Here is a 19,267-nt window from a genome sequence, read left to right as displayed (position 1 = left end):
ACGGTGCCCGATACGGTGGAGGCACCATGAACGACGCATCGCAGGCGACCGCTGCCACCGCCGCCAATGTGCCGACTCTGCTGGTCAAGATCTTCGGTAAGGACCGGCCGGGGATCACCGCCGGGCTCTTCGAGACGCTGGCCCGCTTCCAGGTGAACGTCATCGACATCGAGCAGGTCGTCACCCGGGGACGCATCGTGCTCTGCGCCCTGGTACCCGCCCCCGCCGGCCGTCCCATGGAGGGCGAGCTGCGTGCGACGGTGCACGCGTGGGCGGAGTCGATGCGCCTGCAGGCCGAGATCATCTCCGGCATCGGTGACAACCGGCCGCGCGGTGAGGGCCGCTCCCATGTGACGGTGCTGGGGCACCCGCTGACGGCGGAGTCCACGGCGGCCATAGCGGCCAGGATCACCGGCGCGGGCGGCAACATCGACCGTATCTTCCGGCTCGCGAAGTACCCGGTGACGGCGGTGGAGTTCGCCGTCTCCGGCGTCGCCACCGACACGCTGCGCCCGGCGCTGGCCCTGGAGGCCCACGAGCGCGGCGTCGACGTGGCCGTGGTGTCGGCGGGCCTGCACCGCCGGGCGCAGCGCCTGGTGGTCATGGACGTGGACTCCACCGTCATCCAGGACGAGGTGATCGAGCTCTTCGCGGCGCACGCGGGCTGCGAGGACCAGGTGGCCGAGGTCACGGCCGCGGCGATGCGCGGCGAGCTGGACTTCGAGCAGTCCCTGCACGCGCGGGTCGCCCTGCTCGAGGGGCTGGACGAGTCGGTGGTGGACAAGGTCCGCCAGGAGGTGCGGCTGACGGCCGGGGCGCGCACGCTGATCCGTACGCTCAAGCGGATGGGTTACCAGGTGGGCGTGGTCTCCGGGGGCTTCACGCAGGTCACCGACGACCTCAAGGAGCGGCTGGGGCTGGACTTCGCCGCCGCCAACACCCTGGAGATCGTGGACGGCAGGCTCACCGGGCGGGTGACCGGCGAGATCGTGGACCGGGCGGGCAAGGCCCGGCTGCTGCGGCGCTTCGCGGCGGAGGCCGGGGTGCCGCTCAGCCAGACCGTCGCCATCGGCGACGGCGCCAACGACCTGGACATGCTCAACGCGGCGGGCCTCGGGGTCGCCTTCAACGCCAAGCCGGTGGTGCGCCGGGCCGCGGACGCCGCCGTCAACGTGCCGTTCCTGGACACCGTGCTCTACCTGCTGGGCATCACGCGCGAGGAGGTCGAGGCGGCCGACGCCGACGACGGCTCCGCCGCCGGGGACTGACCGGCGCACCCACGGGCACCCCACGAGCACGGCGAGGGCCCCGGAGCACCGGCTCCGGGGCCCTCGCCGTGCCGTCCCGGGCCCCGCGGCGCCGCCGGACCGCGGCCGGGATGCGGCTCAGTCGTGCGGCGACCAGAAGTCGACGAGGCGGCCGACGCCGTGCTCGACCGTCTTCCACGGGCCCGAGAAGGTGATCACGGCGATGGCCGCCGTCGGGAAGCCGGTGCGGTTCATCCGCGCGCGGGCGTCCCCGTCGCTCTCCCCCGCGAGCGCGTCGGCGAGCGCGTGGATGGCCGGGTTGTGGCCCACCAGCAGCACGTCGTCGACGTCCTCGGGGGTCTCGTCGAGCAGGGCGATCAGGTCACCGAGGGTGGCGTCGTACAGACGCTCCTCGTAGACGGTGCGGGGGCGGTGCGGGAGTTCGTGGGCGGCCAGCTTCCACGTCTCGCGGGTGCGCGTGGCCGAGGAGCAGAGGGTGAGGTCGAACGGGATCCCCAGTTCGGCGAGCCTGCGGCCGGCGACGGGGGCCTCCTTGCGTCCCCGTTCCGCCAGCGGTCGCTCGTGGTCGGGGACGTCGGGCCAGTCGGCTTTGGCGTGCCGGAGCAGGACGATCCGGCGGGGCGATGCAGCTGCGCTCATGACCCTCAGCTTTCCAGAAATCCGGCCGTCAGGCGCGGGCTGCGGGACGGATCACGCTTCGCCGCAGGAGGGTCACAGCAGGTACTGCAGCAGCCCCGGGAGCCCTTCGCCGACCGTGTGCAGGAGCTGTCCGACGGGCTCCGCAGCCGAGGCCTCCGCCGCCCCCGGGCCCGCGACCAGGGCGAGCAGCGCGGCGAAGGCGAGCGCGGGCAGGGCGAGCGCCCACCACGGCAGGCGCGTCTGCGTGCCGCGTCCGGCCGCCGGGCGGGCGGCGCGGGTCCGCCGGGTACGCGAGGGAACAGCCTGCGTGGACACGTGTCGCCTCCGTGGGTCGGCCGCGGTGCCGGAACGTCGTCCGACCTTGCACCACGACGCTACGGAAGGGCGGCTGCCGGGCCCATCGGGTGGCCCACCCACTTGACCCTGACCCTGGCCCCCTAGGGGAGGTGGGGTTGTCCCTACCCCCGCTCTCGGGGTGGCGGGTGCGGGTCTGCGGGGCGCGGGTCAGCCGAACTTCGCGCCGATGACGGCGATCACCGCGACGAGTGCGGGCACGGCCATCATGAGACCGAAGATGATCAGGAACTTCTTCTGCGGCTGCGGGGGGTTCGGCTCGAGCACGGGCATGCCGCCCAGTCTCGCATCCACCCGCGGCCCCCGCGTACCCGGGTGGTCAGAGTTCGTCCTCCACGGCGCGGTCACGGCCGGCGACGACGCCCGCGGCGATCTGCGGCACCAGCAGGGCGAGCATGAAGGCCACCGGCAGGTCCCAGCCGCCGGTGTGCTGGTAGAGGGTGCCGACGAGGATCGGACCGGGGATGGAGATCAGGTAGCCGGTGCACTGCGCGAAGGCCGAGAGCCGCACGACGCCGCCGCCAGTGCGGGAGCGCATCCCGATCATGGTGAGGGCCAGCGGGAACGAGCAGTTGGAGATGCCCAGCAGCACCGCCCACACCCAGGGCGCGCCGGCCGGGGCCGCCCACAGTCCGCCGTAGCCGACGATCCCGAACAGGCCGAGGCCGACGGCGAGTCCGCCCTGGTGCCGCATGCGGCCGGCGAGCGCGGGCAGCACGAAGGAGAGCGGCACGCCCATCACCATGGTGACGGCGAGCAGCACACCGGCTGTGGAGGCGGAGACCCCGGCGTCGCGGAAGATCTGCGGGAGCCACCCCATGGTGATGTACGCGCCCGTGGCCTGGAGCCCGAAGTAGACGGCGAGCGCCCAGGCGGTACGGCTGCGGGCGATGCTGCCGGTCCGGTTCCGCCCCTCCCCGGCGGGGGCCGCCGGCACGGCCGCGGCGGCGGGGGCCCGGTCGCGGACGAGGGCGAGCCAGGGCACCACGGCGACCGCGGCGATCACGCCCCAGGCCGCGAGGCCGAACCGCCAGTCGCCGCCGAGCGCACGGGTCGCCGGGACGGTCGCCGCGGCGGCGACGGCGGTGCCCAGGGACAGGGCCATCGAGTAGAGCCCCGTCATGGTGCCGACGCGGTCCGGGAACCAGCGCTTGACGACGACGGGCATCAGGACGTTGCCGACGGCTATGCCGCCCAGGGCGAGGGCGCTGGCGGCGAGGAAGGGCACCGTGCCGCCGGTGAACGGCCGCAGGAAGAGCCCCAGGGTGATGGCGACCAGGCCCGCGCAGACGACGGCACCGGGGCCGCGCCGGCGGGCCAGCCGGGGCGCGGTCACCCCGAACACGGCGAAGCACAGCGCGGGGACGGAGGTGAGCAGGCCGGCGACGCTGCCGCTCATCCCGAGGCCGTCGCGCACCTCCTCGAGGAGCGCGCCGAGGCTGGTGATGGCGGGCCGCAGATTGAGTGCCGCGAGCACCAGTGCGACCGCTACCAGCGTCCGGGCGCGCCGTGTGCCGGGCACGCTGTTGGGCAGGTGTGCGGGCACGGAGGCCCGTTCCGTGGCAGGGTCGAGCGTCGCTTCGTCGTCACGCATGCCGACCATCATAGAATGATGGGATGAATGTTGAGGAGAGCCCATGCCCCTGACCTCGCCCCGGCGCTCCGCCCTGGCCGACCAGGTGATCGCGCAACTGCGCGCGCAGATCACCTCCGGTGAGTGGCCGGTGGGGTCGCGGATCCCCACCGAGACCCAGCTGGTCGAGCAGCTCGGGGTGGCCCGCAACACCGTCCGCGAGGCGGTCCGGGCGCTCGCGCACAACGGGCTCCTCGACATCAGGCAGGGATCCGGCACCTATGTGCTGGCCACCAGCGAGCTGGCCGGGGTGATGCACCGCCGCTTCGCCGACTCCGACCCCCGGCACGTGGCCGAGCTGCGCAGCGCCCTGGAGGCGTCAGCGGCGGCGCTCGCCGCGCGGCGTCGCACGGAGCGCGACCTGAAGCAGCTGGACGCCGCCCTGGCCCGGCGGGAGAGCGCCTGGGAGTCGGGCCGGGCCGAGGCCTTCGTCGACGCCGACGCGGCTCTGCACCTGTCGGTCGTGGCGGCCTCGCACAACGACGTCGTCGTCGAGCTCTACGCCGACCTCGGCGAGGTGCTGCGCGCCTTCCTGCGCGCGGACGTCGGCGAGGAGCTGCGGCCCGAGCAGTACGTGGACCACGCGCGGCTGGTCGAGGCGATCCGGGCCGGTGATCCGGAGGCGGCCTCGGGCGAGGCCTCCGCGCACGCCTTCAGCTGCCGCTTCAGCCCAGCTGCCCGGTGACCCAGACGTCCTGGATCTCCTTCCAGCAGCGGTCGCTGAGGGTGACGGTCTCGGCGGGGCCGACCGGGACGGACGCCCCGTCGACGTCCGGGTCCCACCACTGGCGGCACTCGATGTGCAGCTGGACGCTGTCCAGGTCGGGGTCGGGGTTGAAGCAGACGGCGACGCCCTCGCTGCCCTGTACCGAGGTCCGGCACTGGGCGACGTCCGGCAGCCGTGCCGCGGCCCCCGGCGTCGCGGCCGCCGGGCCCACGCCCGCGACGAGCGCCGCGACGGCCGCCGCGGCGCACACGTAGGCACGCACGATGCACACCTCCCTCCGCTGACCCCCGGCTCACCCCCGCACGGCCATCCTCCCGGCCCGCGGGGCCCGGCCACCCGGTCTGCTGGGCCGAACGGGGGACACGGCCCCGAACGCGCGTACGGCCCCGGCGCCGTCCGAGGGCGGCACCGGGGCCGTACGCGAAGGGGCCGGAGCGGCCCGTACGATCAGGCGCCCACCGCGTGCAGGCCGCCGTCGACGTGGATGATCTCGCCCGTCGTCTTGGGGAACCAGTCGCTCAGCAGCGCCACGACGCCGCGGCCGGCCGGCTCGGGGTCGGCGAGGTCCCACTCGAGCGGGGCACGGTGGTTCCAGACGTCGGCCAGCTCACCGAAGCCCGGGATGGACTTGGCGGCCATGGAGCCGATCGGGCCGGCCGAGATCAGGTTGCAGCGGATGTTCTGCTTGCCCAGGTCACGCGCCATGTAGCGGGAGGTGGCCTCCAGCGCCGCCTTGGCCGGGCCCATCCAGTCGTACTGGGGCCAGGCGAACTGCGCGTCGAAGGTGAGGCCGACGACCGAGCCGCCCTCCTGCATCAGCGGCAGGCAGGCCATGGTGAGCGACTTCAGCGAGTACGCGGAGACGTGCATCGCGGTGGCGACGGACTCGAACGGCGTGTTGAGGAAGTTGCCGCCGAGGGCGTCCTGCGGCGCGAAGCCGATGGAGTGCACGACGCCGTCGAGCCCGCCCAGCTCCTCGCGGACGACGTCGGCGAGCCTGCCGAGGTGCTCGTCGTTGGTGACGTCGAGCTCGATGACCTTGACCGGCCTGGGCAGCTTCTTGGCGATGCGCTCGGTCAGCGTGGGCCGCGGGAACGCCGTGAGGATGATCTCGGCACCCTGCTCCTGGGCGAGCTTCGCGGTGTGGAACGCGATGGAGGACTCCATCAGCACGCCGGTGATGAGGATGCGCTTTCCAGCGAGGATTCCGCTCATGTGCTCAGTGACCCATGCCCAATCCGCCGTCGACGGGAATGACGGCTCCGGTGATGTATGCGGCCTCGTCGGAGGCGAGGAAGCGGACCGAGGCGGCGATCTCCTCGGGCTGCGCGTAACGGGCCAGCGGCACCTGGCCGACGATGCTCTCCCGCTGCTCGTCGGTGAGCACGCGGGTCATGTCGGTGTCGACGAAGCCGGGGGCGACCACGTTGACCGTGATGTTGCGCGAGCCGAGCTCACGGGCCAGCGAGCGCGCGAAGCCGACGAGGCCGGCCTTGGACGCGGCGTAGTTCGCCTGTCCCGCCTGGCCCGTCAGGCCCACCACGGAGGAGATCAGCACGACGCGGCCCTTGCGGGCGCGCAGCATCTTCCGCACCGCGCCCTTCACCACGCGGAAGGTGCCGGTCAGGTTGGTGTCCAGGACGGACGTGAAGTCGTCGTCGGACATCCGCAGCAGCAGCTGGTCGCGGGTGACGCCGGCGTTGGCCACCAGCACCTCGACCGCGCCCTGCTGGGCCTCGATCTCCTTGAAGGCCTGCTCGACCTGCTCACCGTCGGTGATGTCGCACTTGACGGCGAAGAAACCCTCCGGGGGCTCGCCCGAGCGGTAGGTGACGGCGACCTTGTCGCCCGCGTCGGCGAACGCTCGGGCGATGGCGAGGCCGATGCCCCGGTTTCCTCCGGTGACGAGAACCGAGCGGCTCAACGGATCACCCTTTCCCTAGAGGTCTGGTACTCCAGAAAACTATCTGCCTACGTCGCGGTACGGGGAATCGACCCCCGACAGGGGCATGTGCGAGTCGCTGTCGAGTCCCTACAGAAAACCGCAGGCGGGCGGATTGTCGGAGCGGCATGATTCACTGCGGAGACACTGACGATTGGACAGAAGGGGAGGCCCTCGTGCCCCACGAGGTCGATCAGTCATTCCTGGCGCTGCCGCTCAGGGCGCTCGCCGACGCGGCACTGGCACGCGCCCGCGCGCTGGGCGCCGAGCACGCCGACTTCCGCTTCGAGCGGGTGCGCGGCGCCTCGTGGCGGCTGCGCGACGGCAGGGCCTCCGGCTCGTCGGACACCACGGACGTCGGCTACGCGGTGCGCGTGGTGCACGGCGGGGCGTGGGGCTTCGCCTCCGGGGTCGACCTGTCGATGGACGCCGCGGCGCGCGTGGCCGGGCAGGCCGTGGCGATGGCGAAGCTGTCGGCCAAGGTGATCGCGGCGGCGGGCTCCGACGAGCGGGTGGAGCTGGCGGCCGAGCCGGTCCACTCGGACCGGGTGTGGGTCTCCTCGTACGAGGTCGACCCCTTCCAGGTGCCCGATGCCGACAAGACGGGTCTGCTGTCCGAGTGGAGCGGGCGGCTGCTGGCCGCCGACGGCGTGTCGCACGTCGACGCCTCCCTGATGACCGTCCACGAGAACAAGTTCTACGCGGACACCGCGGGGACGACCACGACCCAGCAGCGGGTGCGGGTGCACCCGGAGCTGACCGCCGTCGCGGTGGACCCGCGGACCGGTGAGTTCGACTCGATGCGGACGCTGGCGCCGCCGGCCGGCCGCGGCTGGGAGTACCTGACCGGCACCGGCTGGGACTGGGACGCGGAGCTCGCGGAGATCCCCGGGCTGCTCGCCGAGAAGATGGCGGCGCCCTCGGTGCAGGCGGGGGCGTACGACCTGGTGGTCGACCCGTCGAACCTGTGGCTCACCATCCACGAGTCGATCGGCCACGCCACCGAGCTGGACCGCGCGCTGGGCTACGAGGCCGCCTACGCCGGCACCTCCTTCGCCACCTTCGACCAGCTGGGCACGCTGCGGTACGGCTCCGCGCACATGAACGTCACCGGCGACCGCACCGCCGAGCACGGCCTGGCGACCGTCGGCTACGACGACGAAGGCGTCGCCGGGCAGTCCTGGGACCTGGTCAAGGACGGCGTCCTGGTCGGCTACCAGCTCGACCGCAGGATCGCGCGGCTCACCGGCTTCGAGCGCTCCAACGGCTGCGCCTACGCGGACTCCCCCGGCCACGTCCCCGTGCAGCGGATGGCGAACGTGTCGCTGCAGCCGGCACCGGACGGGCCGTCGACGCAGGAGCTGATCTCCGGCGTGGAGCGCGGCATCTACGTCGTGGGCGACCGCTCCTGGTCGATCGACATGCAGCGCTACAACTTTCAGTTCACCGGTCAGCGCTTCTTCAGGATCGAGAACGGCCGCCTGGCCGGGCAGCTGCGCGACGTCGCCTACCAGGCCACCACCACCGACTTCTGGGGCTCCATGGAGGCCGTCGGCGGGCCGCAGACCTACGTCCTCGGCGGTGCCTTCAACTGCGGAAAGGCCCAGCCGGGCCAGGTCGCCGCCGTCTCGCACGGCTGCCCCTCCGCGCTCTTCCGCGGCGTCAACATCCTCAACACCACGCAGGAGGCCGGTCGATGAGCTCCGTTTCGAAGCCCCACGAGATCGTCGAGCGCGCCCTGGAACTGTCCCACGCGGACGGCTGCGTGGTCATCGCCGACGAGGACTCCTCGGCCAACCTGCGCTGGGCGGGCAACGCCCTGACCACCAACGGCGTGACGCGCGGCCGCAGCCTGACCGTGGTCGCGACGGTGGACGGCTCGCAGGGCACCGCCTCGGGCGTGGTGTCCCGTGCGGCGGTCACCGCGGACGAACTGGAGCCGCTGGTACGGGCCGCCGAGGCGGCCGCACGCGCCGCCGGTCCCGCCGAGGACGCCCAGCCGCTGGTCGAGGGGGTGCCGGCGAGCGCCTCCTTCACCGAGCCGCCGGCCGAGACCTCCTCCGAGGTGTTCGCCGCCTTCGCGCCCGCCCTGGGCGAGTCCTTCGCCGCGGCGCGGGCCGGCGGCCGGAGGCTGTACGGCTTCGCGTACCACTCGGTCACCTCGACCTACCTGGGCACGTCCACGGGGCTGCGGCTCCGTCACGACCAGCCCAGCGGCACCCTGGAACTCAACGCCAAGTCCGAGGACATGTCCCGCTCGGCGTGGGCGGGAGCCGCCACCCGCGACTTCACCGACGTCGACCCGGCCGCCCTCGAGGCCGACCTCGCGCAGCGCCTGGCCTGGGCCGAGCGCCGGGTCGACCTGCCCGCCGGGCGGTACGAGACGCTGCTGCCGCCGTCCGCCGTCGCGGACCTGGTGATCTACCAGCAGTGGAGCGCCGCGGCCCGTGACGCGGCGGAGGGCCGTACGGTCTTCAGCCGCCCGGGCGGGGGCACCCGGGTCGGCGAGAAGCTCTCCGAGCTGCCGCTGACGCTGCGCAGCGACCCGGCCGAACCGGGTCTGGAGTCGGCGCCGTTCGTCATCGCGCACGCCTCGGGCGACGTCGCGTCGGTCTTCGACAACGGGCTGCCCGTCGAGGCCACCGACTGGGTGCGCGAAGGCGTGCTCAACCGGCTGTCCACCACGCGGCACAGCGCCGGGCTGACGGGCCTGCCGTTCGCGCCGTCCGGGGGCAACCTGGTCCTGGACGGCGGCGGCAAGCGGTCGCTGGAGGAGATGGTGGCGGACACCGAGCGCGGCCTGCTGCTGACCTGCCTGTGGTACATCCGCGAGGTGGATCCGGCCACGCTGCTGCTGACCGGGCTGACCCGGGACGGGGTCTACCTGGTGGAGGGCGGCGAGGTGACCGGTGTGGTGAACAACTTCCGGTTCAACGAGTCGCCGGTCGACCTGCTGGGCCGGGCCACCGAGGTGGGCCGCACCGAGCGCACGCTGCCGCGCGAGTGGAGCGACTGGTTCACCCGGGCCGCGTTCCCGGCGATGCGGGTCCCGGACTTCAACATGAGCTCGGTCAGCCAGGGCGTCTGACCAGGACGACGGGTGGGGCGATGAACGAGAAGCAGACGGTCAAGGTCTCGAAGTTCCTGGCGCGGGTGCTGCGGCACGACCCGGCCTCGATCGGGATCACCCTCGACCCGGCCGGCTGGGTGGACGTGGACGAGCTGATCGCCGCGTCCCGCCGGTCGGGCCGGCACTTCTCGCGCGCCGACCTCGACCACGTCGTGGCCAACAACAACAAGAAGCGCTACGCCTTCTCGGAGGACGGGCGGCGGATCCGGGCCAGCCAGGGGCACTCGGTGGAGGTCGACCTCGGGCTGTCCCCGGCGGACCCGCCGGCCGTCCTCTTCCACGGCACGGCGAGCACCACCCTGCCGGTGGTGCTGCGCGAGGGGCTCAAGCCGATGTCCCGGCAGGACGTCCACCTCTCCGCGGACGTCGAGACGGCCGTGCGCGTCGGTACGCGGCACGGCCGTCCGGTGGTGCTGGAGGTGGACGCCGCGGGGCTGGCCGCCGTAGGTCACGTCTTCCGGGTGAGCGCCAACGGGGTGTGGCTCACCGATCTGGTGCCGCCGACGCATCTGCGGCAGCACGTCCTCTGAGCCGCACGCCTCCGTCGGGAGGCCGGACGCCCCGTCAGGTGGCCGTCCGCCGGCGCCTGCCGCGGATCGAGGCCCACAGCGGTGTGATCACGGCGACCACGAGGATCGCGCCCAGGATCTGCAGCACGTGACGGGTCCAGTCGACGCCGCTGGTGTGCCGCACCCCGACCCATCCGGCGACCGCGTTGCCCAGGAAGGCGCCGAGGATGCCGCAGATGATGGTGAGCCACCAGGGGATGTCCTGCTTCCCCGGCAGGAGCAGCTTCGCCAGGAAGCCGAGCACGATGCCGACGATGATCGCCCAGAACCAGTTCATGCGGCCAGTCTCGGTGCGGCCGGGGTACGACGCATGCGGAAGGCGGCCATACGCCGTACGGCGGGTGCTGTCACACACGGGCGGCCTCCCCGGTCTCCACTGTGACAGACCCGCGGCGTAACGTGGACCGTGCCGGAACCGGGTGGCTTCCGGCGTTTCGAGCAGGTGGTGGAACGTGATGCGGAAGCGGAGCGGTACCGAGGTCTTCCGGATCACCGGGACCGCGGCGGGGCTCACCGAGGACGTCCGCGGAAGGCAGCGGCGCTACATCATCTCGATGTCGGTCCGCACCGTGTCCTTCATCCTGGCGGTCGTGCTGTGGCACGTCTCGGCGCCCCTGGCCTGGATCGCGCTGGTCCTCGGCCTGGTGATGCCCTACGTCGCGGTCGTCATCGCCAACGCCGGCCGGGAAAACGCGCCCGGGCTGCCCTCGGCGCGGGTAGCGCCGCCGGCGCCGCCGGCGCTCGGCCCCGGCGGGACCGGGGAGACGCACCTGCCGGCGGAGCGGATCCCGGAGGACGACGGACGCCCGCGTTCCGGTCAGGTCTGAACCTTTGCACCGGTTCATCCCCCGCTCCGAAGCTCAGGAAAACCTCAGATCAATCATGAGGATCCCCTGCACTGCGGGCCATGGTGCGTGACATACTGCGTACGCGCTCCGCATCCCCCGTCGGAGCGACGGACCGACGCCGGGCGGCTCCCCCCGTGGCTGCCCGGCGTCGCCATGTTTGGATGGGGTTCGTGAACGACGAATCGCCGATCTGCTCCGCCAAGGGTTGCCGCGCCCCCGCCGTGTGGGTGCTCGCCTGGAACAACCCGAAGATCCACACGCCCGAGCGCCGCAAGACCTGGCTGGCGTGCGAGGAGCACCGCGAACACCTGTCGTCGTTCCTGGGCGTCCGCGGCTTCCTGAAGGACGTCGTGCGCTTCGAGGAGTGGGAGAAGAGCTCAGCCGCCGATGGCTGACATGGGCCGCTCGGGCTGCAGGAACGTGGGGTCGTCGAGGCCGGAGCCGGCCTTCTTGCCCCACATCGCCTTCCGCCAGAGCTCGGCGACCTCCTCGTCGGAGCCGCCGGAGCGCAGCGCGGCCCGCAGATCGGTCTCCTCGCGCGCAAACAGGCAGTTGCGCACCTGACCGTCGGCGGTGAGGCGGGTGCGGTCACAGGCCCGGCAGAAGGGCCGGGTGACGGAGGCGATCACACCGACCCGGGCGGGGCCGCCGTCCACCAGCCAGCGTTCGGCGGGGGCGTGTCCCCGGGCCCCGTCGGGCTCGGGGGTCAGTGTGAAGCGGGTCCGCAGACTCTCCAGGATCTCCTCGGCGGTGACCATGTCGCTGCGCTGCCAGCCGTGCTGGGCGTCCAGCGGCATCTGCTCGATGAAGCGCAGCTCGTAGCCGCGCTCCAGGGCCCAGGCCAGCAGCTCGGGGGCCTCGCCGTCGTTGACGCCGCGCATCAGCACGGTGTTGACCTTGACCGGGGTCAGACCCGCGGCGTGGGCGGCCTCGAGGCCGCGGACGACGTCCTCGTGCCGCTTGCGGCGGGTCAGGGTCTGGAAGACGTCGGGACGCAGGGTGTCCAGGGAGACGTTGACCCGGTCCAGCCCGGCCCCGCGCAGCGCCGCCGCGGTCCGGGCGAGGCCTATGCCGTTGGTGGTGAGGGAGAGCTTGGGGCGGGGCGCCAGCTCGGCGCAGCGCTGCACGATGCCGACGAGGCCGGGACGCAGCAGCGGCTCGCCGCCGGTGAAGCGGACGTCCTCGACGCCGAGCAGGGTGACGGCGATCCCCACCAGCCGGACGATCTCGTCGTCGGTGAGCAGGTCGGGCTTGCCGAGCCACTGCAGGCCCTCCTCGGGCATGCAGTAGGTGCACCGCAGATTGCACCGGTCGGTCAGCGAGACCCGCAGGTCGGTCGCGATCCGGCCGTAGGTGTCGATCAGCACGGCGCGCCTCCCTGTGCGGGTCGGTGGTGGGACGACAGTGCCGTCCCGTTACTTCGCAGCCTACGGGACGGCACTGACGTTCAACAGTCTGTTTAATGCGCCCCGGCTCCGGTGAGGGACCGGACCTCCAGCTCCGCGTACTTGCGGTCGGCGTCCTCCTCCGGCTTGGACAGGAGCGTGCCCACCACACCGAGCAGGAAACCGACGGGGATGGAGATGATCCCGGGGTTCTCCAGCGGGAACCAGTGGAAGTCGACGCCGGGGAACATCGCGGTCGCCTTGCCCGAGACCACGGGCGAGAAGACCACCAGGAACACGGAGGTGATCAGACCGCCGTAGATGCTCCACAGCGCGCCGGTGGTGTTGAAGCGCTTCCAGAACAGGCTGTAGAGGAGCGTCGGCAGGTTCGCGGAGGCCGCGACGGCGAAGGCCAGGGCGACCAGGAAGGCGATGTTGAGCTTGCCCGCGAAGATGCCGAGCAGGATCGCCACGGCCCCGATGGCGATTGCGGCGATCTTCGCCGCCGCGACCTCCTCCTTCTCGCTCGCCGTGCCCTTGCGGATGACGTTGGCGTACAGGTCGTGCGCGAAGGACGACGAGGAGGCGAGGGTGAGTCCCGCGACCACCGCCAGGATGGTGGCGAAGGCCACCGCGGAGATCACCGCGAGCAGGATCGCGCCGCCCGTGGAGTCCGCGCCGCCGCCGATCTCCTGGGCGAGCAGCGGGGCCGCGGTGTTGCCGGCCGCGTTGGAGGTGGTGATCGTCTCCGGGGTGAGCAGGGCGGCGGCCCCGAAGCCCAGCGCGATCGTCATCAGGTAGAAGCAGCCGATGATGCCGATCGCCCAGTTCACCGAGGTACGGGCGGCCCGGGCGGTGGGCACGGTGTAGAAGCGGATCAGGATGTGCGGCAGGCCGGCCGTGCCGAGGACGAGGGCCAGGCCCAGCGAGATGAAGTCGATCTTCGAGGTCGCCGTGACGCCGTACTTCAGCCCCGGCTCCAGGAAGGCCGCCCCCTTGCCGCTCTTCTCCGCGGCCGCGCCCAGCAGCGAGGACAGGTTCCAGTTGAACTTGGCGAAGACCAGGAAGGTGATCAGCAGGGTCCCGCCGATCAGCAGCACCGCCTTGACCATCTGCACCCAGGTGGTGCCCTTCATGCCGCCGATGGTCACGTACAGCACCATGACGACGCCGACGAGTATGACGATCAGACGGCGCGGTCCCTCGCCGGTGATGCCGAGCAGCAGGGCCACCAGCGCGCCCGCGCCCACCATCTGGGCCAGCAGGTAGAAGATGCTGACAACGATGGTCGAGATGCCCGCGGCCGTTCGCACCGGGCGCTGCCGCAGCCGGAAGGCGAGGGCGTCCGCCATGGTGAACCGGCCGGAGTTGCGCAGCGGTTCGGCGACCAGCAGCAGCGCCACCAGCCAGGCGACGAGGAAGCCGATCGAGTAGAGGAAGCCGTCGTAGCCGACGAGTGCGATGGAACCGGCGATGCCGAGGAAGGACGCGGCCGACATGTAGTCGCCGGAGATCGCCAGGCCGTTCTGGAAGCCGCTGAAGGAGCGTCCGCCGGCGTAGAAGTCGGTGGCGTCCTTGGTCTGGCGGCCCGCCCAGACGGTGATGCCGAGCGTCGCGACGACGAAGACCGAGAACAGGGTGATGATCAGCGGCCGGTGCTCACTCGCGCCGACCGCGACCACCTGGACTCCCGTGGTGTGCAGCGCGGTCATGCGGTGGCCTCCGTGCTCTCGGTGTCGTCGGTGTCGTCGGCGCCCCTGGAACCAGTGCCTTCCAGGCGCGCCTTGAGGGCGTCCGCGCGGGAGTCGAGCTTGGCGTTCGCGTGCCGGGAGTACCAGACGGCGATGCCGAAGGTGGTGGCGAACTGCGCGAGCCCGAAGACGAGGGCGACGTTGATGTGGCCCACGACCTTGGTGTCCATGAAGCCGCCGGCGTAGTTCGACAGCAGGACGTACAGCAGGTACCAGGTGATGAACGCGAACGTGAGCGGGAACGCGAACGAGCGGTAGGAGCGGCGCAGTTGGGCGAACTCCGCGCTCGCCTGCACCTCGGCGTACGAGTCGGCAGACGGCGGACCGGAGCTTGCCGAAGGTCGTGCGGGGTCCACGATGCCTCCTGTGGGGCGGAGCTTGAGCGGGCACGAGCGGGCGACGCGACCCGCGTCGGCGCATGCGGCGCCGACGTGAGCTACGTCACGTAAAGATCGGACCCGCGCATGGTAGAGGCGCGACCACGGCCTTCGACAGAGGGCGGTAGTTGAAAACTGGTTCTTCTTCGGCAACCGGAACTTGAGCTTTCTTTACCAATCCATTGATAGCGCGTGGACGGCGGCGATAGCTTCCAGCGTCATGTACCCGTCCAAGGGCAACCCTGCCCGCCAGGACGGGTGTTTGGACGATTGGAGATCCCATGGCTCCACTGCCCGGACGGCGCCGCGCCTTCGCGCTACCCATCGGATTCGCCGTGGCGAGTGCCCTCGCCTTCCTGCCGAACGCCGCCTCGGCCGCCACCGCCGGATCCGCCTCGGGCGGCGGCGGTGCCGTGTACGACGGCCCCTCGCTGTCGTACGTGGTCAACACCAGGACCGACCGGGGCACCGTCAAGTCCGTCGAGCGGGCCGTGTCCCGCAACGGCGGTGACGTCGTCACCACCTACGACCGGATCGGCGTGATCGTCGTCCACTCGGCCAACCCCGCGTTCGCGAGCGAGATGCGCAAGGTCCGCGGTGTGCAGACGGCCGGGGCGACCCGTACGGCCGCGCTGTCCACGGCGTCGACGACGGAGCTGGGCGCGGTGCAGGAGATCACGGCCGCCGACGCCGCGCGGGCGAAGGCCGCGGCCACCGCCGGGCAGGAGCCGATGGAGCCGGACCAGTGGGACCTGCCGGCCATCCGGGCCGACAAGGCCGCCCGGATCAACCCCGGCAGCCGCAAGGTCACCGTCGCCGTCATCGACACCGGCGTGGACGACACCCACCCGGACCTGACCGCGAACTTCTCGGCCGCACAGTCCGCCAACTGCGTGGGCGGCAAGGCCGACACCAGCCCGGGCGCCTGGCGTCCGTACACGCCGGACGCCTACCACGGCACGCACGTCGCGGGTGAGATCGCCGCGGCGCGCAACGGGATAGGCGTGGCCGGCGTCGCCCCGGGTGTGAAGGTCGCCTCCATCAAGGTGGCCGACCCCGTCACCCAGTTGTTCTTCCCGGAGAGCGTGGTCTGCGCCTTCGTCTTCGCCGCCGACCACGGCGTCGAGATCACCAACAACAGCTACTACATCGACCCGTGGCTCTACAACTGCTTCGGCGACCCCGACCAGCGGGCCATCGTCGACGCCGTCAACCGGGCCGCGCAGTACTCCCACAAGAAGGGCGTGCTGAACGTCGCCTCCGCGGGCAACTCCAACCACGACCTCGACTCCGACGCGATCGTGGACGCGACGAGCCCCGACGACACCACCCCGGTCACCCGGACGATCGACCCGCACGTCTGCTGGGACATCCCGACCCAGCTGCCGGGCGTCGTCACCGTGTCCGCGACCGGCGTGCAGAAGCTGAAGTCGTACTACTCCAGCTACGGCCTGGGCGTCGTCGACGTCGCGGCCCCCGGCGGCGACCGCTACCAGATCCCCGCCACGCCCTCGGCCAACGGACGCATCCTGTCCACCCTGCCCGGCAACACCTACGGCTACCTGCAGGGCACGTCGATGGCCAGCCCGCACGTGGCCGGCGTCGCCGCGCTGATCAAGAGCCGCCACCCGCACGCCTCGCCGGAGCAGCTGCAGTGGATGCTCAAGGCCCAGGCGGACGACCCGGGTTGCCCGACGGGACTGTACGACCCGGACGGCAACGGCGTGCAGGACGCCACCTGCACCACCGGGCGGCACGTGAACAGCTTCTACGGCCACGGCGTCGTCGACGCCCTGGACGCCGTCACCAGGTGACGCCTCGCGGGTGACGCGTCGTACCCGGCACAAGGGAGCGCCCGGCGGGATACCCGCCGGGCGCTCCGCCGTCCCGGACCGGGTCAGGCCCTGACGAGGACCTTCAGCGCGATCCGCTCGTCCATCGCCTTGTAGCCGCCCGGGACTCCGTCCAGGCCGACGGTGAGGTCGAAGACCGGGGACGGGTCGATCGTCCCGTCGAGGATGTCGGGGAGCAGTTCGGGGATGTAGGTGCGGACCGGGGCGACGCCGCCGCGCAGGGAGACGTTGCGGTCGAACATGTCGCTCAGGTCGAGGCCGGTGCCGCTGCCGTGCGGGACGCCGACGTAGCCGACGGCGCCGCCGTCGCGGGTGACGGCGACCGCGGTACGCATCGACTGCTCGGTGCCGACGGCCTCGATGACGGCGTGGGCGCCGTGGCCGCCGGTCAGTTCGCGGACCGCCGCGACGGCCGCCTCGCCGCGCTCGGCGACGACGTCGGTGGCCCCGAAGGCGCGGGCGACGGCGGTGCGGTCCTCGTGCCGGCCGAGTGCGATGATCCGCTCCGCGCCGAGCCGCCGGGCGGCGAGCACCCCGCACAGGCCCACCGCGCCGTCGCCCACCACCGCGACGGTGGCGCCGGGCCGCACACCGGCGCCGACCGCGGCGTGATGTCCGGTGCCCAGCACGTCGGAAAGGGTGAGCAGACCGGCCAGCAGGCGCTCGTCGGACAGCGCCTCCGCGGGCAGCCGCACCAAGGTGGCGTCCGCGAACGGCACGCGTACGGCCTCGCCCTGGCCGCCGTCGGAGCCGACCTGGCCCCAGAAGCCGCCGGCCGGGCAGGAGGTCGTCAGGCCCTCCGCGCAGTAGGCGCACGTGCCGTCGGACCACACGAAGGGCGAGACGACCAGGTCGCCCGGCTTCAGCCCGGACACCTCGGAGCCGGTCTCCTCTACGACGCCCAGGAACTCGTGCCCGATGCGCTGTCCCGGCTGCCGGGCCGACTCACCGCGGTACGCCCACAGGTCGCTGCCGCAGACGCAGGCCAGCACCACGCGCACCACCGCGTCGGTGGGCTGCCGGACCGCCGGGTCCGGCACCTCCTCCACGCGGATGTCGTGGGGGGCGTGGATCACGGTGGCGCGCATACGGAGGTCGTCCTCGCTGCTGGTGCGAATGGGGTCGTACCACCGTACCGGCCGGTAGCGAGCAGGAACTGCGCGCCGAGGTAGGTGAGCATGATCCAGAAGCCGGCCGCCGGCAGCTGCGGCAAGTCGGCGAGCCGGGTCGCGAGCAGGGTGTCCGAGAGCAGGAAGAGCGCCCCGCCCAGCGCGACCGCCCGCCGGCCGGACGCGGCCGCGGCGGTCGCCGTGGCCGTCAACAGCAGGCTGTACGCGGCGACCGGGATCCGCAGTCCGGAGGGCAGACCGGACCACACCACGAGGAGCACGGCGAGCCAGACGACCGCGTAGCAGGCCGCCGTCGCGGCCGCTCGCCGCCGGTCGGCGAAGGCCCCGCGCGCGGTGAGGAGTGTGAGGTAACAGACGTGCCCGGCCGCGAAGGCGACCATCCCGGCGAGGAAGGACGTGTCCCCGCCGAGCTGCAGCAGCACGTCCCCGGCCCAGCCGCACAGCAACGCCGCGACCAGCAGCCGGGGGCCGCCGCGCAGCGCAGCGCAGGCCGCGAGCAGCGGCACCAGGACGGGCTTGGTGAGGTGGTCGGCCGTCACGGAGCCCGCGAGCTGCGCGGCCAGGTGCACGGCGGCGGCCACCGCGAAGACGGCCAGGACCGCGCGGGCGGCCCGCGCCCGCGTCACGCCGCCGGCTCCTCTCCCCGCGGACTCCAGCCGGGGCCGCGCAGGACGTGGCCCGCGCGGTCCCGCCAGCCGCGGGCGCCGGCGACGTCGCGGGCGATGGCGGCGTACTCGTGGGTGGCCACCCGCAGCGGGTTGAACGTGGTGATGTTCTTGGTGAGGCCGAAGACCGGACGCTCCCCCTCCGCCGCGAAGGACCCGAACAGCCGGTCCCAGACGATCAGGATGCCGCCGAAGTTGCGGTCCAGGTAGCCGCCCTGCGAGGCGTGGTGGACGCGGTGGTGCGAGGGGGTGTTGAGGACGTACTCGACCGGGCGGGGCAGCCTGTCGACGCGCTCGGTGTGGATCCAGAACTGGTAGACGAGGTTGAGCGAGGAGCAGAACGCCAGTGCCGCCGGGTGCACCCCGCAGGCGATCATCGGCAGGTAGAACACCCACGACGTCATGCCGGTCCACGGCTGCCGCAGCGCGGTGGAGAGGTTGAAGTTCCGGCTGGAGTGGTGCACCACGTGGCTCGCCCACAGGATGCGGACCACGTGGTGGCCGCGGTGCTGCCAGTAGTAGAAGAAGTCCTGCGCCGGCAGCATCAGCGGGATCGTCCACCAGTGCACGGGCACCCGGAGCGGGGTGAGCTCGTACACGGCGGTGTAGACCGCGACGATCGGGATCTTCCAGAGGAAGTCGAAGAACAGGCTGCCGAGTCCCATCGACAGGCTCGTCGCGGTGTCCTGGGCGGTGTACCCGGCGGCGTCCTCGTCCGGATGGATCCGGTAGCTGATCAGCTCCAGGACGGTGAGCAGCACGAACGCGGGTATGGACCACATCACGGCATCGGGGAGTTGCGGCATGCGCGCACCTTAAGGGCGCGTGGCGGCCCCGGCCAGGGGTCGTTACCGATCGGTTCTACCCGGGGGTACCGGCGGGGATCCGCCCGGCCGGCCGGCCCCGCCGGGGCGGTTTCCCAACCAAGCCCGTGGGGCGGGTGGTTGACGCGGCGGACGGCCGCGTCACGCCTCCGGCACGCCGCCCCGGGCGGCC

At 72.3% G+C, this 19,267-nt stretch carries 22 protein-coding genes; 8 read left to right on the top strand and 14 right to left on the bottom strand.

Features of this window, described 5'->3' with window-relative positions:
* Nucleotides 1-26: 26 nt before the first annotated feature.
* Nucleotides 27-1,268, top strand: coding sequence for a phosphoserine phosphatase SerB (gene serB / locus ACFZAU_RS39050; RefSeq protein WP_499606248.1), 1,242 nt, complete (start codon nt 27-29; stop codon nt 1,266-1,268).
* Between the two features lie 117 nt (nt 1,269-1,385).
* On the opposite strand, the gene ACFZAU_RS39045 is transcribed toward serB, so the two are convergent.
* The 4 genes from ACFZAU_RS39045 to ACFZAU_RS39030 form a co-directional block, all read right to left on the bottom strand.
* Complete coding sequence (locus ACFZAU_RS39045; protein ID WP_499606247.1) at nt 1,386-1,907, bottom strand: SixA phosphatase family protein; 522 nt, start codon at nt 1,905-1,907, stop codon at nt 1,386-1,388.
* Between the two features lie 72 nt (nt 1,908-1,979).
* On the bottom strand, nt 1,980-2,222 hold the full coding sequence (locus ACFZAU_RS39040; RefSeq protein WP_499606246.1) for a hypothetical protein: 243 nt from the start codon (nt 2,220-2,222) through the stop codon (nt 1,980-1,982).
* A gap of 189 nt (nt 2,223-2,411) precedes the next feature.
* A complete protein-coding gene (locus tag ACFZAU_RS39035; RefSeq protein ID WP_500556149.1) occupies nt 2,412-2,534 on the bottom strand; it encodes an SGM_5486 family transporter-associated protein in 123 nt (40 codons plus the stop codon).
* A gap of 46 nt (nt 2,535-2,580) precedes the next feature.
* Complete coding sequence (locus ACFZAU_RS39030; protein ID WP_500556148.1) at nt 2,581-3,855, bottom strand: CynX/NimT family MFS transporter; 1,275 nt, start codon at nt 3,853-3,855, stop codon at nt 2,581-2,583.
* Between the two features lie 43 nt (nt 3,856-3,898).
* On the opposite strand from ACFZAU_RS39030, the gene ACFZAU_RS39025 reads away from it, so the two are divergent.
* Entirely contained in the window at nt 3,899-4,579 is a 681-nt protein-coding gene (locus ACFZAU_RS39025; protein ID WP_500463660.1) for a FadR/GntR family transcriptional regulator, read from the top strand.
* Here the strand turns inward: ACFZAU_RS39025 and ACFZAU_RS39020 are convergent.
* From ACFZAU_RS39020 to fabG, 3 genes are all read right to left on the bottom strand, one after another.
* A complete protein-coding gene (locus ACFZAU_RS39020) occupies nt 4,560-4,883 on the bottom strand; it encodes a hypothetical protein (RefSeq protein WP_500556147.1) in 324 nt (107 codons plus the stop codon). The genes ACFZAU_RS39025 and ACFZAU_RS39020 overlap by 20 nt on opposite strands.
* Nucleotides 4,884-5,068: 185 nt before the next feature.
* Nucleotides 5,069-5,836, bottom strand: a complete 768-nt coding sequence (gene fabI, locus ACFZAU_RS39015; RefSeq protein WP_499606241.1) for an enoyl-ACP reductase FabI — start codon at nt 5,834-5,836, stop codon at nt 5,069-5,071.
* 4 nt (nt 5,837-5,840) lie between these two features.
* A complete protein-coding gene (gene fabG / locus ACFZAU_RS39010; protein ID WP_500463657.1) occupies nt 5,841-6,545 on the bottom strand; it encodes a 3-oxoacyl-[acyl-carrier-protein] reductase in 705 nt (234 codons plus the stop codon).
* A gap of 194 nt (nt 6,546-6,739) precedes the next feature.
* On the opposite strand from fabG, the gene ACFZAU_RS39005 reads away from it, so the two are divergent.
* From ACFZAU_RS39005 to ACFZAU_RS38995, 3 genes are read left to right on the top strand one after another with little or no spacing between them, the layout of a single operon-like run.
* Nucleotides 6,740-8,263 carry a TldD/PmbA family protein gene (locus tag ACFZAU_RS39005; RefSeq protein ID WP_500556146.1) on the top strand — a complete coding sequence of 508 codons (1,524 nt, stop codon included), beginning with the start codon at nt 6,740-6,742 and terminating at the stop codon, nt 8,261-8,263.
* A complete protein-coding gene (locus tag ACFZAU_RS39000) occupies nt 8,260-9,651 on the top strand; it encodes a metallopeptidase TldD-related protein (RefSeq protein ID WP_500556145.1) in 1,392 nt (463 codons plus the stop codon). The genes ACFZAU_RS39005 and ACFZAU_RS39000 overlap by 4 nt, the downstream gene beginning before the upstream one ends.
* A gap of 20 nt (nt 9,652-9,671) precedes the next feature.
* Nucleotides 9,672-10,223 carry an RNA 2'-phosphotransferase gene (locus ACFZAU_RS38995; protein WP_500556144.1) on the top strand — a complete coding sequence of 184 codons (552 nt, stop codon included), beginning with the start codon at nt 9,672-9,674 and terminating at the stop codon, nt 10,221-10,223.
* A gap of 34 nt (nt 10,224-10,257) precedes the next feature.
* On the opposite strand, the gene ACFZAU_RS38990 is transcribed toward ACFZAU_RS38995, so the two are convergent.
* On the bottom strand, nt 10,258-10,539 hold the full coding sequence (locus ACFZAU_RS38990; RefSeq protein WP_499606235.1) for a GlsB/YeaQ/YmgE family stress response membrane protein: 282 nt from the start codon (nt 10,537-10,539) through the stop codon (nt 10,258-10,260).
* A 178-nt stretch (nt 10,540-10,717) separates the two neighbouring features.
* Between ACFZAU_RS38990 and ACFZAU_RS38985 the strand changes: the two genes are divergently transcribed.
* Together ACFZAU_RS38985 and ACFZAU_RS38980 are read left to right on the top strand one after the other, a co-directional pair.
* Nucleotides 10,718-11,089 (top strand): DUF3099 domain-containing protein, encoded by a 372-nt coding sequence (locus ACFZAU_RS38985; protein WP_500556159.1) that lies wholly within the window; start codon nt 10,718-10,720, stop codon nt 11,087-11,089.
* A gap of 182 nt (nt 11,090-11,271) precedes the next feature.
* Complete coding sequence (locus tag ACFZAU_RS38980) at nt 11,272-11,505, top strand: hypothetical protein (RefSeq protein ID WP_500463652.1); 234 nt, start codon at nt 11,272-11,274, stop codon at nt 11,503-11,505.
* On the opposite strand, the gene moaA is transcribed toward ACFZAU_RS38980, so the two are convergent.
* The 3 genes from moaA to ACFZAU_RS38965 all read right to left on the bottom strand — a co-directional run bounded on the left by moaA (nt 11,488) and on the right by ACFZAU_RS38965 (nt 14,602).
* Nucleotides 11,488-12,477: a GTP 3',8-cyclase MoaA gene (gene moaA, locus ACFZAU_RS38975; RefSeq protein WP_500556143.1), complete on the bottom strand. Its 990-nt coding sequence runs from the start codon at nt 12,475-12,477 to the stop codon at nt 11,488-11,490. The two genes, ACFZAU_RS38980 and moaA, sit on opposite strands and share 18 nt — an antisense overlap.
* 92 nt (nt 12,478-12,569) lie before the next feature.
* Nucleotides 12,570-14,207: a monocarboxylic acid transporter gene (locus tag ACFZAU_RS38970; RefSeq protein ID WP_499606230.1), complete on the bottom strand. Its 1,638-nt coding sequence runs from the start codon at nt 14,205-14,207 to the stop codon at nt 12,570-12,572.
* Nucleotides 14,204-14,602 (bottom strand): DUF485 domain-containing protein, encoded by a 399-nt coding sequence (locus tag ACFZAU_RS38965; RefSeq protein WP_500556142.1) that lies wholly within the window; start codon nt 14,600-14,602, stop codon nt 14,204-14,206. Before ACFZAU_RS38965 ends, ACFZAU_RS38970 begins: the two co-directional genes overlap by 4 nt.
* A 302-nt stretch (nt 14,603-14,904) precedes the next feature.
* Between ACFZAU_RS38965 and ACFZAU_RS38960 the strand changes: the two genes are divergently transcribed.
* A complete protein-coding gene (locus ACFZAU_RS38960; protein WP_500556141.1) occupies nt 14,905-16,437 on the top strand; it encodes a S8 family peptidase in 1,533 nt (510 codons plus the stop codon).
* Between the two features lie 83 nt (nt 16,438-16,520).
* Here the strand turns inward: ACFZAU_RS38960 and ACFZAU_RS38955 are convergent, their stop codons facing one another.
* Genes ACFZAU_RS38955 through ACFZAU_RS38945 form a run of 3 tightly spaced genes read right to left on the bottom strand, consistent with a single transcriptional unit; the run spans nt 16,521 to nt 19,077 of the window.
* Nucleotides 16,521-17,564, bottom strand: coding sequence for a zinc-dependent alcohol dehydrogenase family protein (locus ACFZAU_RS38955; RefSeq protein ID WP_499606227.1), 1,044 nt, complete (start codon nt 17,562-17,564; stop codon nt 16,521-16,523).
* Nucleotides 17,549-18,232, bottom strand: coding sequence for a lysoplasmalogenase family protein (locus ACFZAU_RS38950; RefSeq protein ID WP_500556140.1), 684 nt, complete (start codon nt 18,230-18,232; stop codon nt 17,549-17,551). The genes ACFZAU_RS38955 and ACFZAU_RS38950 overlap by 16 nt, the downstream gene beginning before the upstream one ends.
* A complete protein-coding gene (locus tag ACFZAU_RS38945) occupies nt 18,229-19,077 on the bottom strand; it encodes a sterol desaturase family protein (RefSeq protein WP_500556139.1) in 849 nt (282 codons plus the stop codon). Before ACFZAU_RS38945 ends, ACFZAU_RS38950 begins: the two co-directional genes overlap by 4 nt.
* Nucleotides 19,078-19,267 lie beyond the last annotated feature (190 nt).

The organism is Streptomyces sp. NPDC008238 (genome assembly GCF_042956445.1).
Taxonomy (GTDB): Bacteria; Actinomycetota; Actinomycetes; order Streptomycetales; family Streptomycetaceae; genus Actinacidiphila.
Note: the sequence above shows the minus strand (reverse complement) of the source record. Positions and strands in the feature narration are given on the sequence as shown.

Bases quoted from the DNA above. Each gene is read 5' to 3' on its own strand.
- ACFZAU_RS38995 (WP_500556144.1), top strand. From the start codon at position 9,672: ATGAACGAGAAGCAGACGGTCAAGGTCTCGAAGTTCCTGGCGCGGGTG.
- ACFZAU_RS38980 (WP_500463652.1), top strand. From the start codon at position 11,272: ATGGGGTTCGTGAACGACGAATCGCCGATCTGCTCCGCCAAGGGTTGC.
- ACFZAU_RS39000 (WP_500556145.1), top strand. From the start codon at position 8,260: ATGAGCTCCGTTTCGAAGCCCCACGAGATCGTCGAGCGCGCCCTGGAA.
- ACFZAU_RS38960 (WP_500556141.1), top strand. From the start codon at position 14,905: ATGGCTCCACTGCCCGGACGGCGCCGCGCCTTCGCGCTACCCATCGGA.
- ACFZAU_RS38945 (WP_500556139.1), bottom strand. From the start codon at position 19,077: ATGCCGCAACTCCCCGATGCCGTGATGTGGTCCATACCCGCGTTCGTG.
- ACFZAU_RS39035 (WP_500556149.1), bottom strand. From the start codon at position 2,534: ATGCCCGTGCTCGAGCCGAACCCCCCGCAGCCGCAGAAGAAGTTCCTG.
- ACFZAU_RS38955 (WP_499606227.1), bottom strand. From the start codon at position 17,564: ATGCGCGCCACCGTGATCCACGCCCCCCACGACATCCGCGTGGAGGAG.
- ACFZAU_RS38990 (WP_499606235.1), bottom strand. From the start codon at position 10,539: ATGAACTGGTTCTGGGCGATCATCGTCGGCATCGTGCTCGGCTTCCTG.
- fabI (WP_499606241.1), bottom strand. From the start codon at position 5,836: ATGAGCGGAATCCTCGCTGGAAAGCGCATCCTCATCACCGGCGTGCTG.
- serB (WP_499606248.1), top strand. From the start codon at position 27: ATGAACGACGCATCGCAGGCGACCGCTGCCACCGCCGCCAATGTGCCG.
- ACFZAU_RS38985 (WP_500556159.1), top strand. From the start codon at position 10,718: ATGCGGAAGCGGAGCGGTACCGAGGTCTTCCGGATCACCGGGACCGCG.
- ACFZAU_RS39045 (WP_499606247.1), bottom strand. From the start codon at position 1,907: ATGAGCGCAGCTGCATCGCCCCGCCGGATCGTCCTGCTCCGGCACGCC.
- ACFZAU_RS39025 (WP_500463660.1), top strand. From the start codon at position 3,899: ATGCCCCTGACCTCGCCCCGGCGCTCCGCCCTGGCCGACCAGGTGATC.
- ACFZAU_RS38970 (WP_499606230.1), bottom strand. From the start codon at position 14,207: ATGACCGCGCTGCACACCACGGGAGTCCAGGTGGTCGCGGTCGGCGCG.
- ACFZAU_RS39030 (WP_500556148.1), bottom strand. From the start codon at position 3,855: ATGCGTGACGACGAAGCGACGCTCGACCCTGCCACGGAACGGGCCTCC.